Source organism: Psychrobacter sp. 16-MNA-CIBAN-0192 (genome assembly GCF_040309565.1).
GTDB lineage: Bacteria > Pseudomonadota > Gammaproteobacteria > Pseudomonadales > Moraxellaceae > Psychrobacter.
Genome location: NZ_JBEOOX010000013.1, coordinates 22339 through 37013, shown reverse-complemented (window position 1 = coordinate 37013; position 14675 = coordinate 22339). Strand labels below are relative to the sequence as shown.

The following is a 14675-nucleotide window of genomic DNA, read 5'->3' as shown; positions in this document are numbered from 1 at the left end:
CCTTTCAATTTTTTATTATCAGTGGCAGTACAGCGATATTTATCAGGATTTATGCATCATTAAATAACTAAGTAATTAAATAATCAGCAACCGTTAATAGATAGGCGTACTGCGCTTCATCCTATTAATGACAGCTCATTACACAGTTGGGTAAAAGGTCTCGCCTGCCGCAGCCATATCACGAATCTTTTGCGGGGCTTCATAAGCTTTACCAAGGTCTGCATATTTTTCACATAGTGCCAAATAGTTATCTAGACCCATTTGGTCGATATAGCGACATGGACCGCCACGGAACGGTGGGAAACCAACGCCCATAATCATCGCCATATCCGCTTCTGACGGCGTACTAACAATGTTATCTTCTAGGCAACGTACGGTCTCGTTACAGAACGCGAGCATCATACGGTCGATAATCGCTTGGTCATCGAAGGTCTGTGCATCATTATCAGTGGTGTCTTTTAACAGCGCATAAGTTGCGTCATCAGCTACTTTTTGTGGCTTACCACGTTTGTCCGTTTCATACTTATAGAAGCCTACACCATTTTTTTGACCTAAGCGTTTATTGTCATATAAATGCTCAATCGCGCCTTTATAATCAGGCTTCATGCGATCAGGATAGCCTTCTGCCATCACTTCTGCGCCATGTACACCGGTATCTAAACCGACGACGTCAATTAGATATGCCGGACCCATTGGCCAGCCGAATTTTTCCATAACTTTATCAATATGGACAAAATCAGCGCCTTGCTTAAGGAGTAAATCAAAGGCGCCAAAGTATGGGAACAAGACGCGATTGACCAAGAAACCGGGGCAATCATTAACTACAACCGGCACTTTGCCCATTTTAGAGGCTAAGGCAACGGTGGTCGCAATCGCTTGTTCAGAGGATTTTTTACCGCGAATCACTTCAACCAATGGCATTTTGTGCACAGGGTTAAAGAAATGCATGCCAACAAAGTTTTCTGGGCGTGCCAGCGCTTCGGCTAAATAAGTAATCGAAATCGTCGAGGTATTCGATGCCAAAATACAATCATCTTTAACCAAGCCTTCGACCTCGGCAAGTACCGCACGTTTAACATTTGGATTTTCAACCACCGCTTCGATTACAATATCAGTTTCACCAAAGTCACCATAGTTCAAAGTCGGACGAATACGGCTTAAGGTTTCGCCCATTTGAGTTGGAGTCATTTTGCCACGGTCAACCATTTTACCCAGTAGCTTACTCGCCTCTCCCATACCAAGGTCTAATTGCTCAGACTTGATATCTTTCATGATAATCGGCAAGCCTTTACTGGCTGCTTGATAAGCGATACCACCACCCATAATACCCGCGCCCAGTACTGCCGCTTCATCAATATCATGTGCTAATTTACTATGGGTTTTCGCTAACTTTTTAACCAATTGGTCATTTAAGAACAGACCAACCAAGCTTTCTGCTTGTGGGGTTTTAGCTGCTTTAGCAAAACCGGAAGCTTCGACTTCAATGGCTTTATCACGTGGCAAATTAACGTGTTTTTCCATCGCTGCAATTGCTAAGGCTGGCGCAGGATATTGCTTAGGATTGGCTTTAGCGAAAATCATCGCTTTAGCACTACTAAATGCCATGGTTTGCTCAAGTGGATTTAGCTTCACAGGATTGAGTTTTTCTTGACGCTTGGCTTGCCAATCAAGCTCACCTGAGATACATTTTTTGACCAAATCAATCGCGGCATCTTGCAATTCTTCAGGCGCAACTGTCGCATCAACCAAGCCTAGTTTAAGTGCATCGAGGGCTTTTTTAGGTGTGCCCGTGGCAATCAGCTCAAGCGCATTATCAATACCAATCACGCGTGTGGTGCGTACCGTACCACCAAACCCGGGGAAAATACCCAGCTGGGTTTCTGGCAACCCAATAATCGCTTTGTCGCTCATGACGCGGTATTCACACACCAAGGTCATCTCACAACCACCGCCGAGCGCTGCACCATTAATGGCGGCAACTTTAGGAAACGGCAAGTCTTCAAAACGGTTAAAGACGTCATTGATACCAATCAGCCACTCTTTAATCTCATCTTCAGGCTGCTTAAAAGAAGCAACAAATTCAGTAATGTCCGCGCCAGCGATAAACACGCCTTTACTTGAGGTAACAATCAAGCCTTTCACATCGTCGGCTTGCTCTAAGGCACTTACCGCTTCATCAAATTGTTTATTAGTCTCGCTATCAAACTTATTCACGCTCTCGTTTTCGGCGTTGTATTGCATATTGGCGATGCCGTCTTCTAGCATGCTCACCGTAATGCGATTTCCTTGATATATCATTTGAAACTCCTTTCTGTGTTTTAAAGATTGCATTTAAAATGCAACGTTTTAAAGATTGCGTTTAAAGTTGTAAGAATTATTTTAATAACGATATTTTAAAAACTGTGTTTAAAAATTTATGTCATAAAAGCCATATGTTAAAAGTAAAGTGAGTCATAACACTGCCAGTCAGTGTAGGCGGTTATGCCCCTAACTGTCACAAGCTAAAGCCAGACTCATAAGTCACTATTAATCTGACCGCAAGCATTTACCTTGCTGCCATTGTGCGTTACGAGACATCTATCCTTTTTCATCATACCCTTTCAGTATTTATCTTTAATTTCTATAAAAATCGACCCTATTCATCAAACCATATTCAGATGACAAGTTAAATCATCAATACGTAACCAAAACAAATGGCGCGTTAAGTGTGTCTATAAGCCCTATCCGCTATCATGTTACACTAGCACTATTTTTATTATTCACCTGATAACTGGTTGGGTTATGACTGTTTCTTCTGCACCGCGATTCGTTCCTTTTACTACTTTTGAGCATTTTCATAACACGCTGCGTTCGCAATTGGCGCAAGATATTGAGACCCTATTTGTTTATGCTGATTTGCCAAGTCCATTGGTCGATGCTTGTCGTTATGTGATGACGGGTCAAGGAAAAGCGGTGCGTCCATTATTGGTTGCCAGTAGTTTTATCAGTGTCAGCGCCAGTAATGAATGGATTACCGATATAGATCTGGAAGCAGAAGCTAGCACCGGAAACATACCAGGTAATTTGGATAAATTAGATAAGCTGGATAAATTGCTAGATGCTGATATCCATTACGATATGTGTCGACGTGCCGCGTTAGCGGTTGAGCTATTGCATACTTATTCATTGGTGCATGACGACTTGCCGTGTATGGACGATGACGAGCTGCGACGCGGACAGCCAACGGCGCATATTGTGTTCGATGAAGCAACGGCGTTATTGGCAGGGGATGTATTGCAGACGCTTGCGTTTGAAGTCTTAAGCGCAGAAATTCCGACGTTTGCGTCCTATGATGAGCAGATAACCAGTCAGCTATTAGCCGTATTTGCACCGCGCGCACGGCGGATGGTGGCAGGGCAAATGCTCGATATCAATGCCGAAGCCACAAGCAACATTACTCAAAATGAGTTAGAAGCCATCCACCGTGATAAAACAGGCGCGTTGATTGAAGCAGCAATGTTAATGGGCGGCATCTGCGCGCAAGCGACTGCACCACAACGCATGGCATTGCAAGACTGTGCGCAACATATTGGGCTAGCATTCCAAGTTCAAGATGACATTTTAGATGTCACTGCCAGCACTAACGACTTGGGTAAGCCTGCCGGTAGCGATGAAAAACTAGATAAATCGACTTACGTCAAATTAATGGGCGTTGATGTGGCAAGCGATTATGCGCAGTTATTATTTAATCAGGGACGCGCAGCCGTGATTCGTGAGCTAATTAATAATAGCGATAAAGTGGATAGCGATATAAATGACATCAATAATTCAAAAAGTAACGCGCTCCTTGAGCTGATTGACTGGCTATGGTCACGGAAAAAATAAACTATTAGCCAAAATTTTTACTGAATGATGGTAGTGATATAAAAAGATAAAGCTTTAAAAATAGCCGTATAAAGGAATAAAAAAAGACCAAAAAAGGACTTCTGCAAGGAGGCAGCGATGACTCAAGTTCGGGAACCGACACAAACCGATACTCAACGGATTTATCTCGGCACAGGTGGCTATAGCGATACCGATTTATTAGGCACGTTATACCCAACCGGCACCAAAAAAACTGATTTCTTACGTGAATACGCCAAACAATACGGTGCGGTAGAGATTAATAGTACTTTTTATGCGCCTATTGGACAAAAAGCCTTTGCGGGAATGGTCGATAAAGCCCACGTACAAGCTGAGAGTGAATTGCAGTTTGCCGTCAAACTCCATCAAGACTTTACTCATGCGCGTCGCGGCACACCTGAACACGCCAAGTCGTTTCTCACTGCCCTAACCCCGCTTATCGAAGCCAACGCTCTAGCGCCTTTATTATTACAATTCCCGCACGGCTTTGATCGTACTCGCGACAATCGGCTGTATTTAGCCAATCTCGTCAGTTGGTTTAAAAACTATCCTTTAGCAGTAGAGTTCCGGCATGCCAGCTGGCACACGCCGCAAGTGGTCGATAGCTTCAGCGAGCAAGGCTTGATTTGGTGCAGCGTTGATTATCCTAAAGTACATGGTCTACCGCCATCACGATTGCTATTTACTCAGCGTACTGGCTATTTGCGTATGCATGGTAACAATCTAAACTGGTGGGATGCGATGAGTGCTGCCGACCGCCATGATTATCGCTATAGTGAAGCGGAGATGCAGGACTGGGCGCAAGCGATTGCCAATCATCGTCAGCATTTTGATACGCTGTATATCTTCTTTCAAAACACGGTTAATGCCCATGCTTATTATAATATTGCGATGTTAAGGGAAGCGTTGGGGAAGTTTGAGTTTGAGGTGTTGTAATTTCAAGTATATTAAACAAATTTGAGGTCAAAAAATGAATTCTGATGAAGATAAGGAATATGACGCAATCCTAGTAGATACGTCTATTTTTGATAGATATGGTTTAAAATTGGAAAAAGGTTTAATAGGGAAATTAAAACAGTTTAAAGATAGCGATATAGATTACCTTTTGCCTGATGTCATAAAAGGTGAAATTGAAAGTCACTTGAAAAAGAAAGTTAAAAGTTCTCGTGCATCTTTGGAGAAAGCTCTTAACGATGCTGAAGACCATCTGTTTTTTGATTGTAGTAAACTTAATAGTGCAAAATCAACTTTAATCGATAGTAGAGAGGTTGAGGATATTGTTTTAAATCGTCTCGATAATTTTATAGCAAATACAGGGGCTATCGTTCTAGAATGTGGCAATTATATTTCAATAACAAATTTACTAAATCAGTACTTCCAAAATGAGCCACCTTTCGCAGAAACAGGTAACAAGAAAAGTGAGTTTCCCGATGCTATAGTACTATTAGCTACAGAAGCATGGGCAAAAGAAGAAGATATTCAAGTATTAGCAGTTGCCAGCGATAAGGATTGGAAAAATTACTGTGACACATCAGCCAATATTGACTACATTGAAGACTTAGCTGATGCTCTAAGCAAATTCAATAAAGCAACAGCACCTTTTGCCTTTTTATCTTTTTTAACATCAAAAATAGACAGCTCTGATGATGAAGCCGTAGTTTTTATTAATAAAATTTATGATGAAGTTAGGTTCTATTTTTATGATTTTATACCAGAAATAGAGGCATACTCTTCTCATTACTGGGAACAAGATTGCTCTCATGGATGGTTAACTGACTTTGAATTAACTGATCATAATTTTAAAATCGTAGATCACGATAAAGATTATGTGGTTTTAGAGGTAAGCGCAAACATTACAGTAAAAGTTGAAGTTGATTTTTCTCTTTCTCATTATGACTCTATAGATCGAGATTATGTATTTCTTAAAAATATTACTAGAGTAGTTGATAAGCAATTTACTTCTGAAATATTAATTACTATATGTGGTGACTTAACAGGCAGCTTATCTGACTTAGATATTGAACAGGTTGAAGTTGTAAATCCTATTACTTCAGTAGACTTCGGTACATTAGAAATAGATTACGGCAAGGAAGATTAGTGGTATATAAAAACCAAAAAAAAGGACGCCTCTCAGCGTCCTTTTTCAAATCAAATACTTGAGCTAAAGATTACGCTTCAACGCCAGCATCTTGACCTTGATATTTTGCGTTTGCGTAGTCCCAGTTCACTAGTTTGTCTAGGAACGTATCAACATACTCAGGACGACGGTTACGATAGTCGATATAGTACGCATGTTCCCACACGTCACAAGTCAATACCGCTACTTGACCATGCGCTAATGGGGTATCAGCGTTAGCTGTTTTAGCGATTGATAGAGTACCGCCAACTTTATCAGCAACCAACCATGCCCAACCAGAACCAAACTGCGTCATTGCCGCGTTTTTGAACTCTTCACGGAATTTATCATAGCTACCAAAGGCTTCTTCGATTTTGCCTTTTAGATCGCCAGTAGGTTCGCCGCCGCCATTGGTAGGCGTCATGCAGTTCCAATAGAACGTGTGGTTCCATACTTGCGCTGCTTGGTTGAACATACCTTGTTTGCTGTCATCTTTAGCAGTCGCTACGATGATTTCTGACAACGTTTTGTCTTCTAGACCAGAACCAGGTAGCAATTCATTTAGCTTGTTTACATAGGCAGCATGATGCTTATCATGGTGAAATTCTAACGTTTCAGCACTGATGTACGGCTCAAGTGCGTTTTTTGCATACGGTAATTCTGGTAGAGTAATCTGTGACATATTATTTTATCCTTGCTAGGTTAGCCGTTGATATTCTTTTTGAGTCGCGCAGCAGTCGTTTATTTCTTAACTGCATAACTTACAGACAACGCAAATGTGAACGCGATACCTCTAAGTATTATTGACACTTATGACCGCAAGTTATTCGGCTAAATTGGCTGAGTTTATTGTTAATGAAGGTTATCGCTCGATGCGCTATCGCACAAGGTCATGTATTTATAAAGCAATCGAATAACTGTTTTTAAGTTATTGTTAATTTTAAATAAACAACTTATAAGCTATAATTCACTGTAGCTTGCCGCCTATTATAGCAAAAATTATATACAAAATCAGTTACTGAATGTTATAAGGCCGATTAGTTTGCAATTAGCTGTTCAAAAAAGATGGCTTATACTTTATTAGTAACTTTCTAATCAAACATAACCTTTACAATACAGCCTTTATATCATGGACTTATCTTATGAGTAACTCGCAAGTTGAAAGTACTTCAAATAAAACGACTCAGAATAATTTAAACCAAAATGAATGGATACTTGCCAGCAATAATAAAGGCAAATTGACAGAGTTTAAAAGGCTATTTGCGGAAGCTAACTTGGATGTGATTATTATTCCTCAAGGTCAGCTAGGCATTGAAGACGCGATTGAAGATGGGTTAAGCTTTATTGAAAATGCCATTATCAAAGCCCGTCATGCCAGTCGTATCAGTGGCAAGCCTGCTATTGCTGACGATTCAGGGCTGTGCGTACCCGTATTAGGTAATGCGCCTGGCATTTACTCAGCACGCTATGCCGGTGACCATGGCAATGATGCTTTGAATAATGCCAAGTTGATAACTGACTTACAGCCTATCCGCGCACAGCAGCTCGGTAAGCCAATCGAAGGGTTATTTGTTTGTGTATTGGCAATGGTGTGCCATGCTGATGATCCTTTGCCGATTATCGCGCAAGGCTTATGGCACGGTGAAATCTTGGAGCAGCCGCATGGCGATGGTGGCTTTGGTTATGATCCGCTGTTTTGGTTGCCAGATTTGCAAGCCAGTGCCGCAAGTTTAAGCGCAGCTGATAAAAATCGCAACAGTCATCGCGGACAAGCCATTCAATCGTTACTGGCACAATTATCATCATAAAGCCAAATATATGCCGAACTTTGTGTCTATTGATGTGCCATTTGCCTAAAACAGATAATTTTTACTTTAATTAAGAGATAGATTATACTGGCATACTTTTAAAATTTTATTAAAATACCCTATTCATTCCATGGCAATCGGCTGACCGCCCACGTTTGCGCGCTTGATTGCCAGCCATTTCAATCCTAAAGGTGTAATCAACATGGCTACAGATTTACAGATCACAACCAACAAGCTGTCTAATAAAGAGACTCAGTTGACGGTTAAAGTTCCAGTCGAAAAGATTCAAAATAAAGTTGAAGGTCGTATCCGCCAAGTGGCAAAAACGGCGAAAATTGATGGTTTCCGTAAAGGTAACGTACCAATGTCGCATATCCGCTCTCAGTACGGTGCTGGCATTCAACAAGAAGTTATCAACGATGTGATTCGTGATACCGTTTTTGAAGCGATTAAAGCTGAAGACATCCGCGCTGTTGGTATGCCAAACATCGATGATGTTAAACTTGAAGACGACTTTTTAGTGTATCAAGCGACTGTTGAAATCTTCCCAGAAATCGACGTCCAAGGTATCGATGAGATTGAAGTTGAGCGTCACACCGCGCAAGTGAGCGAAGAAGACGTTGACACCATGATTGAAAACCTACAAAAGCAACGTGAAGAATTCGTTGAGAAAAAAGGTAAAGCTGATAAAGGCAATCAGGTTATTTTTGACTTTGAAGGCTCAATCGACGGCGAAAAATTTGAAGGCGGCTCAAGCGAAGACTTCAAATTGGTTATCGGTAGCAACCAGATGATTCCTGGTTTTGAAGATGGCATCAAAGGCATGAAAGCGGGCGAAGAAAAAGTCATCGAAGTGACCTTCCCTGAAGAGTACCAAGCTGAAGAGTTGGCTGGTAAAGCGGCACAATTCAAAATCAACGTGAAGAAAGTTGAAAAATCACAGTTGCCTGAAATCAATGAAGAATTCTTAGAATTGTTCGGTGTAAAAGAAGGCGGCGTTGAGAAGTTAAAAGACGACGTGCGTAAAAATATGGAACGCGAAATCAAAAATGCTGCGCGTAGCCAAGTAAAACAAGCTACCTTTGATGCGTTGTTAGAAAAGAACGAATTTGAAGTACCAAACGCGATGCTTGAGCAAGAAATTGACCGTCAGCGCAGCATGATGATGCAACGTTTCTCACAGCAGTTTGGTTCAAACGCTGAAAGCTTTGACAAAAACATGCTACCGAATGAATTGTTTGAAGAGCAAGCCTTACGTGCCGCACGCCTTGGCATTATCGTAGCTCGCGTTATCGATACCAAAGGTCTAGAAGTAGATCAAGCCCGTGTTGAAAGCTTTATCAAAGAAGCGTCAGAAAACTACGAAGATCCAAGTGAAGTGATTGAATACTACACCAATGACAAGCAACAACGTGCCAACATTGAGTCTGTTGTATTAGAAGACCAAGTGGTTGATTATCTGATTGAGCAAGGTAAAGTCACTGATAAAGAAGTCAGCTACCAAGACCTATTGGCAGCTCAGCAACAACAGCAAGCCATGTAATATCGCGTTTTAGTATTTTTACTAAAACAGCGGTTTTACTGAAATAGCGGTTCTACTTCTGTGTTATTTAATGCCTCAACAGCGTTTGTTGGGGCATTTTTATTGGCAAATTATTAAGCTATTAAAGGCTTAGCCCTTGATAAATGAGCGCAGACGCCTTATTAATAGGGAAATATTTATCATTTGTCACATTAAAACCTTACTATTATCACAGTAAAAAAGTTACTATTACTGCAATTATTTTTCGCAACATTTTCTTAATATTATTGAACATCATCACTGTTGAGCTGTTATTAATATAAAGCCTCTTACAACAGGTCGTACAACAGACTGATTTTCATCATTTAATTTACGTTTTCATGGATAGGATATTGCTATGACCGATTATGATCGCATCACCTCTAACCCACACTTTGATACCTTATTGGGCGCGCAAAATGCCCGAAACGCATTGGTGCCAATGGTTGTTGAACAGTCATCACGTGGCGAGCGCTCATTTGATATTTTCTCGCGCCTGTTGCGTGAACGTGTCATCTTTTTGACCGGTGAAGTCGAAGACAATATGGCAAATCTTATTGTTGCTCAGTTGCTATTCTTAGAAGCTGAAAACCCAGATAAAGACATTCACTTATATATCAACTCGCCAGGTGGCGTAGTAACTGCCGGTATGGCGATTTATGACACCATGAACTTTATCAAGCCTGACGTATCGACTATTTGCTTAGGTCAAGCCGCATCAATGGGTTCATTCTTACTATCGGCTGGCGCGAAAGGCAAACGGTATGCCCTTGCCAATTCACGGGTGATGATTCACCAGCCATTAGGCGGTTTCCGTGGTCAAGCATCGGATATCGAAATTCACGCCCGTGAAATCATTGAACTAAAAGCCAAGCTCAATCGCTTGCTGGCTGAACATACGGGTCAGCCTATTGAGCGCCTAGACAAAGATACCGACCGTGATAACTTTATGAGTGCGCAAGCAGCAAAAGATTATGGTTTGGTTGATGCGGTATTAGAGCGTCGCCCAGCGTCTTTGTAAGACTTTATCTTTAGAAGTCTTAGCTTTTGCAAGACTTATGGGATAAAAGCGGCTCAGTATTACAGTTAACCGTGATGACCCGATTCTTTGTAGTCAGTTTTCAATAACTGTTTTAGAAGGCAACTTTATAAGATAGCTTCACGCCATTTATAGTGAGCTATCTTTAATGCAGTACCTTTAGTAAGGTATTTCTAATAAGGTACCTGTGATGAAGTTGCCGTCTTGATACGTTTTATTGTCAGCTGACTATAGAAGCTTTAATTTTTAGGAGTGCCTTTATATGGCAGAAGATAAAACCCCGCATTGCTCGTTTTGCGGTAAAGCCAAAAGCGAAGTCAAACAACTGATTGCCGCTGATGATGCCAATATCTGTAATGAATGTATTGAACTGTGCACCGATCTGATTGCAGACAGTGCAGACAGCGAGCATGCAGATAGTGATACTGACAGCGCTTGGATTGATAAAAAATTACCAACGCCGAAGCAATTGCGCGCAAAACTCGATGAATATGTCATTGGACAAGATGCGGCTAAAAAAGCATTGGCAGTGGCGGTTTATAACCATTATAAACGCCTAAAAGTCAGTCAAACTTTTGCCAATGACCGCAAAAAAGCCAAAATTGGTGCTGATGATGCGATGGTTGAACTATCAAAAAGTAATATTTTGCTAATCGGTCCGACCGGTTCTGGTAAAACATTACTGGCGCAAACTTTAGCGCGTCTGCTTGATGTCCCATTTGCTATGGCAGATGCCACCACCTTGACAGAAGCTGGTTATGTGGGTGAAGACGTTGAAAACATCGTCCAAAAGCTATTGCAAGCGTCAGATTATGACGTGAGTAAGGCGGAACAAGGTATCATCTATATTGATGAGATTGATAAAATCAGTAAAAAAGGCGACAACCCGTCTATCACGCGTGACGTATCAGGCGAAGGCGTTCAGCAAGCGTTGCTTAAACTAATCGAAGGTACAGTTGCTGCTATTCCACCGCATGGTGGTCGCAAGCATCCGCAGCAAGAGCTGATTCAAGTCGATACCAGCAATATTCTAATTATTGTTGGTGGCGCATTTGCTGGTCTTGATAAAGTTATTCAGCAACGTACTGAAAAAACAGGTATTGGCTTTAATGCTGATGTCAGCTCGAAGGATGACAGTAAGCGCAGCTCTGATTTGTTACAACAAGTCGAGCCTGAAGACTTAATTAAATTTGGTTTGATTCCAGAATTGATTGGTCGTTTGCCGGTACTTGCTGCCCTAGAAGAATTGGACGAAGCGGCACTGGTACAGATATTGACTGAGCCAAAAAATGCCTTGGTAAAACAGTATCAGTATCTATTTGATATGGAAGGCGCTGAAATTGTCTTCACTAAAGAAGCCCTTGACGCAATTGCTAAAAAAGCCATGGCACGCAAAACAGGGGCACGTGGTTTGCGCTCTATCGTTGAAAATGTACTGCTTGAAACTATGTATGAGCTGCCATCAATGGAAAACGCTACCATGGTGACAGTAGATAAAGAAGTGATTAATGACGGTAAAGCACCGCACATTACCCTATCTACTGATGATGCAGATCAGGTAGCAGTAGAGTTATAATGCTATTTAGCGGATAAATGAAACATCCACGATAGCTGTGATTTGCAGTGGCTGTAGTTCTTAATCACTATAAATAAAAATAGCGCCCCAGCTTTATACAGCTGGGGCGCTTTTTTTATTTTTTAAAACTATTGGCAATCCATGGCTTTTATTAGTTAAAAATAAATTTAATCAATACTCAGTCACACGAACTTATTATTTTGTTGCGTTTCACAACATTTAATATTCAAGTTCTTGCTATAATAATGTTACAGATACCTTACTTGCTATTTATATTAAGGCAATTATGTATATCAGGATTGCTGTAAACTTATCAACGTTTTTATTTATATTAAAAGCAAAGTATGGACAGCATGGTGCATAACATAGCAGATAAAACCAATTTTACATATTATTTTTGATACTAAGGATATGCCAATGAAAAATCTTTCATCAGCCAAGCCCACAGTCCTTATGGCGGCTATCTTTGCAATCAGTGTGGCAGCAGTCAGCGGCTGTAGTAATGGCAATGACACTAAAGCGACGGATCGTGTAGAAGAAGCGGCAGCAATAGCGCGCGTACAAGCGCTAGAAGCGCGTGCTACTGAATTAAAAGGCAATATGCCAGCGGCATCTGATGGCAATGCAGCTACTACTGATACGGCGGCAGCCAGTGGAAAACCAGTGATTAAAATGCCGGATATCGCTACCATTCCGGATGATGAATATGGCGCAGCGGTACGTCGCGGCTTACAAATTGCCAATCATACCGGGCAAGAATTACCCAATAATGTGGGCAATAAACTAAATTGTACCAGCTGTCACTTGGGTAATGGCTCAGAGGCGTATGCAGCGCCTTGGAACAATATGACCAGCATTTATCCTGTGTATCGCTCGCGCGCTGGACGTATTAATGTGATTCAAGAGCGTATTAACGGCTGTTTTGAGCGCTCGATGAACGGTAAAGCGCTTGAGCTTGGCTCTGACGATATGAACGCGATGGTGGCTTATATGAGCTGGTTGTCGCAGGATATGCCGTTTGGCGTGTCACCTGAAGGTCGCGGCTTTGTCAAAGTTGATAAGAGCTTAACCCCAAATACAGACAATGGCAAAAAGCTGTTTGCAGAAAAATGTAGCGTCTGTCATGGTGCCAATGGTGAAGGTCAATACAAAGATGATGGCAGCTATATCTACCCTGCCGTCGCCGGTGATGACTCATTTAATGATGGCGCAGGTATGGCGCGTACTTATACCGCCGCCGCATTTATCAAAGGTAAAATGCCGTTTGGACAAGGCAATACCTTAACAGACCAAGAAGCAGTCGATATTGCTGGTTACTTTACTCATTTGCCACGTCCAGTAAAAGCCAATAAAGACAAAGACTGGCCAAAAGGCGATGCGCCAAAAGACGTACGCCGCTAAGCCCTGAACTGATGCCCTGAGCTAATACACAGTGTTAAGCATTAATGAATAAGTTCGTATCGTAAAAAAGCCCCACTATTTTAGTAACGGGGCTTTTTATTATAAATTTTTAATACATTGTACTATCAAAAATATTGCCATTATTAAGGCAATTTCATATCACCATCGACTAGCCAGCCTACTCGGCGCATCATATAAGCGACTAACCAAGCAATAATCGCAGGCAATACGAACATTAATAAGATAATTGCCGTCCATAATTGCGTGGTACTCATAACACCTTGCGACGCTTCAATCACGCCAAATACGCCCACTAATCCAGCCGTTCCCATACCTGCACCCGTTGCTGTACATGCTAGCCCAAAGCCCACTGTGGCAATAGGTCCAACAATGGCACTAGCGACCACTGCTGGCAATAAAATCAGGGGTTTTTTGAGTACATTTGGAATCTGCAGCATGCTGGTGCCCAGTCCTTGCGAAATAACACCGCTTACGCCATTGTCTTTAAAACTGGCTACCGCAAAGCCAATCATATGCGCCGCGCAGCCTACGACGGCAGCACCGCCTGCAACACCACCTAGTCCAATCGCAATACAAATTGCGGCGCTTGATGTTGGCATGGTTAATAAAATACCGACCACCACCGCAATGACGATGCCCATTAATAACGGCTGCAATGTGGTTGCCGCTTGAATACCTTGCCCAATGGTATCTACTGCCGCCACGATAGGCGGATTAAGCAGCGCACATACCGCTAAAGCCACGGCACAAACCATCAATGGTATCAGCAAAATATCAAGTTTGGTCTTACCCGCCACCCAAGTTCCTGCCCGATAAGCGAATACTGAAGCCAAATACGCACCAATCGGATTGCCGGGCAGCGCCACGAAGGTTGCCGGACCTGCTTCTTGCGGCATAAATAAAGTGCCTGCCATCAGCGCCTCAGAATGCGCGCCAAGCATCCCTGCTACCAAACAGCTGAGCATCACCAGCGTCGGCGCTTTAAGATAATAAGCAATGCCAACGCCAATACCAGCACCCATCAATACCGATGCCAGTTTGCCCACTGCCACCAGTGCTGGCAGATTGACCCAACCGCCAATTTGCGAGATGATTAGTCCAGCAATTAAGGTCACGAATAAGCCAAGCGCCATACCGGTAAAAGCATCGATAAAATACTTTTGAAAAAATGATTTAATAGCGCTGGTAGGTGGCACGGTAGAATCGGATACAGTCATATCAATGCTCTTAATTTAATAGTGCGCTTAATGTAATTTAGAATAAAAGGCTGA

General features: G+C 42.0%; 11 protein-coding genes. 8 read left to right on the top strand and 3 right to left on the bottom strand.

The window, feature by feature from the left end; genetic code table 11:
• Nucleotides 1–138 precede the first annotated feature (138 nt).
• Nucleotides 139–2298: a fatty acid oxidation complex subunit alpha FadB gene (gene fadB / locus AAEY78_RS10320; protein WP_352339262.1), complete on the bottom strand. Its 2160-nt coding sequence runs from the start codon at nt 2296–2298 to the stop codon at nt 139–141.
• Nucleotides 2299–2781: 483 nt separating this feature from the next.
• On the opposite strand from fadB, the gene AAEY78_RS10315 reads away from it, so the two are divergent.
• From AAEY78_RS10315 to AAEY78_RS10305, 3 genes are all read left to right on the top strand, one after another.
• A complete protein-coding gene (locus AAEY78_RS10315) occupies nt 2782–3864 on the top strand; it encodes a polyprenyl synthetase family protein (RefSeq protein ID WP_352339261.1) in 1083 nt (360 codons plus the stop codon).
• Nucleotides 3865–3981: 117 nt separating this feature from the next.
• Nucleotides 3982–4818 (top strand): DUF72 domain-containing protein, encoded by an 837-nt coding sequence (locus AAEY78_RS10310; RefSeq protein ID WP_352339260.1) that lies wholly within the window; start codon nt 3982–3984, stop codon nt 4816–4818.
• A 34-nt stretch (nt 4819–4852) separates the two neighbouring features.
• Entirely contained in the window at nt 4853–5980 is a 1128-nt protein-coding gene (locus tag AAEY78_RS10305) for a PIN domain-containing protein (RefSeq protein WP_352339259.1), read from the top strand.
• A gap of 70 nt (nt 5981–6050) precedes the next feature.
• On the opposite strand, the gene sodB is transcribed toward AAEY78_RS10305, so the two are convergent.
• On the bottom strand, nt 6051–6680 hold the full coding sequence (gene sodB / locus AAEY78_RS10300; RefSeq protein ID WP_062533947.1) for a superoxide dismutase SodB: 630 nt from the start codon (nt 6678–6680) through the stop codon (nt 6051–6053).
• Nucleotides 6681–7140: 460 nt separating this feature from the next.
• On the opposite strand from sodB, the gene rdgB reads away from it, so the two are divergent.
• The 5 genes from rdgB to AAEY78_RS10275 all read left to right on the top strand — a co-directional run bounded on the left by rdgB (nt 7141) and on the right by AAEY78_RS10275 (nt 13383).
• Nucleotides 7141–7806, top strand: a complete 666-nt coding sequence (rdgB, locus tag AAEY78_RS10295; protein WP_352339258.1) for an RdgB/HAM1 family non-canonical purine NTP pyrophosphatase — start codon at nt 7141–7143, stop codon at nt 7804–7806.
• Between the two features lie 202 nt (nt 7807–8008).
• Complete coding sequence (gene tig, locus AAEY78_RS10290; protein ID WP_352339257.1) at nt 8009–9349, top strand: trigger factor; 1341 nt, start codon at nt 8009–8011, stop codon at nt 9347–9349.
• Between the two features lie 376 nt (nt 9350–9725).
• Nucleotides 9726–10388, top strand: coding sequence for an ATP-dependent Clp endopeptidase proteolytic subunit ClpP (gene clpP, locus AAEY78_RS10285; protein WP_352339256.1), 663 nt, complete (start codon nt 9726–9728; stop codon nt 10386–10388).
• A 280-nt stretch (nt 10389–10668) separates the two neighbouring features.
• A complete protein-coding gene (clpX, locus tag AAEY78_RS10280; protein ID WP_352339255.1) occupies nt 10669–11982 on the top strand; it encodes an ATP-dependent protease ATP-binding subunit ClpX in 1314 nt (437 codons plus the stop codon).
• A 417-nt stretch (nt 11983–12399) separates the two neighbouring features.
• Entirely contained in the window at nt 12400–13383 is a 984-nt protein-coding gene (locus AAEY78_RS10275; RefSeq protein ID WP_352339254.1) for a c-type cytochrome, read from the top strand.
• 143 nt (nt 13384–13526) lie between these two features.
• Here the strand turns inward: AAEY78_RS10275 and AAEY78_RS10270 are convergent, their stop codons facing one another.
• Nucleotides 13527–14621, bottom strand: coding sequence for a PTS sugar transporter subunit IIC (locus AAEY78_RS10270; protein ID WP_352339253.1), 1095 nt, complete (start codon nt 14619–14621; stop codon nt 13527–13529).
• Nucleotides 14622–14675: the final 54 nt, after the last annotated feature.

What these genes read in the sequence shown, in the direction of transcription:
- AAEY78_RS10305 (WP_352339259.1), top strand. Translation starts at nt 4,853, where the DNA reads ATGAATTCTGATGAAGATAAGGAATATGACGCAATCCTAGTAGATACG.
- AAEY78_RS10275 (WP_352339254.1), top strand. Translation starts at nt 12,400, where the DNA reads ATGAAAAATCTTTCATCAGCCAAGCCCACAGTCCTTATGGCGGCTATC.
- AAEY78_RS10310 (WP_352339260.1), top strand. Translation starts at nt 3,982, where the DNA reads ATGACTCAAGTTCGGGAACCGACACAAACCGATACTCAACGGATTTAT.
- sodB (WP_062533947.1), bottom strand. Translation starts at nt 6,680, where the DNA reads ATGTCACAGATTACTCTACCAGAATTACCGTATGCAAAAAACGCACTT.
- fadB (WP_352339262.1), bottom strand. Translation starts at nt 2,298, where the DNA reads ATGATATATCAAGGAAATCGCATTACGGTGAGCATGCTAGAAGACGGC.
- AAEY78_RS10315 (WP_352339261.1), top strand. Translation starts at nt 2,782, where the DNA reads ATGACTGTTTCTTCTGCACCGCGATTCGTTCCTTTTACTACTTTTGAG.
- clpX (WP_352339255.1), top strand. Translation starts at nt 10,669, where the DNA reads ATGGCAGAAGATAAAACCCCGCATTGCTCGTTTTGCGGTAAAGCCAAA.
- tig (WP_352339257.1), top strand. Translation starts at nt 8,009, where the DNA reads ATGGCTACAGATTTACAGATCACAACCAACAAGCTGTCTAATAAAGAG.
- rdgB (WP_352339258.1), top strand. Translation starts at nt 7,141, where the DNA reads ATGAGTAACTCGCAAGTTGAAAGTACTTCAAATAAAACGACTCAGAAT.
- clpP (WP_352339256.1), top strand. Translation starts at nt 9,726, where the DNA reads ATGACCGATTATGATCGCATCACCTCTAACCCACACTTTGATACCTTA.
- AAEY78_RS10270 (WP_352339253.1), bottom strand. Translation starts at nt 14,621, where the DNA reads ATGACTGTATCCGATTCTACCGTGCCACCTACCAGCGCTATTAAATCA.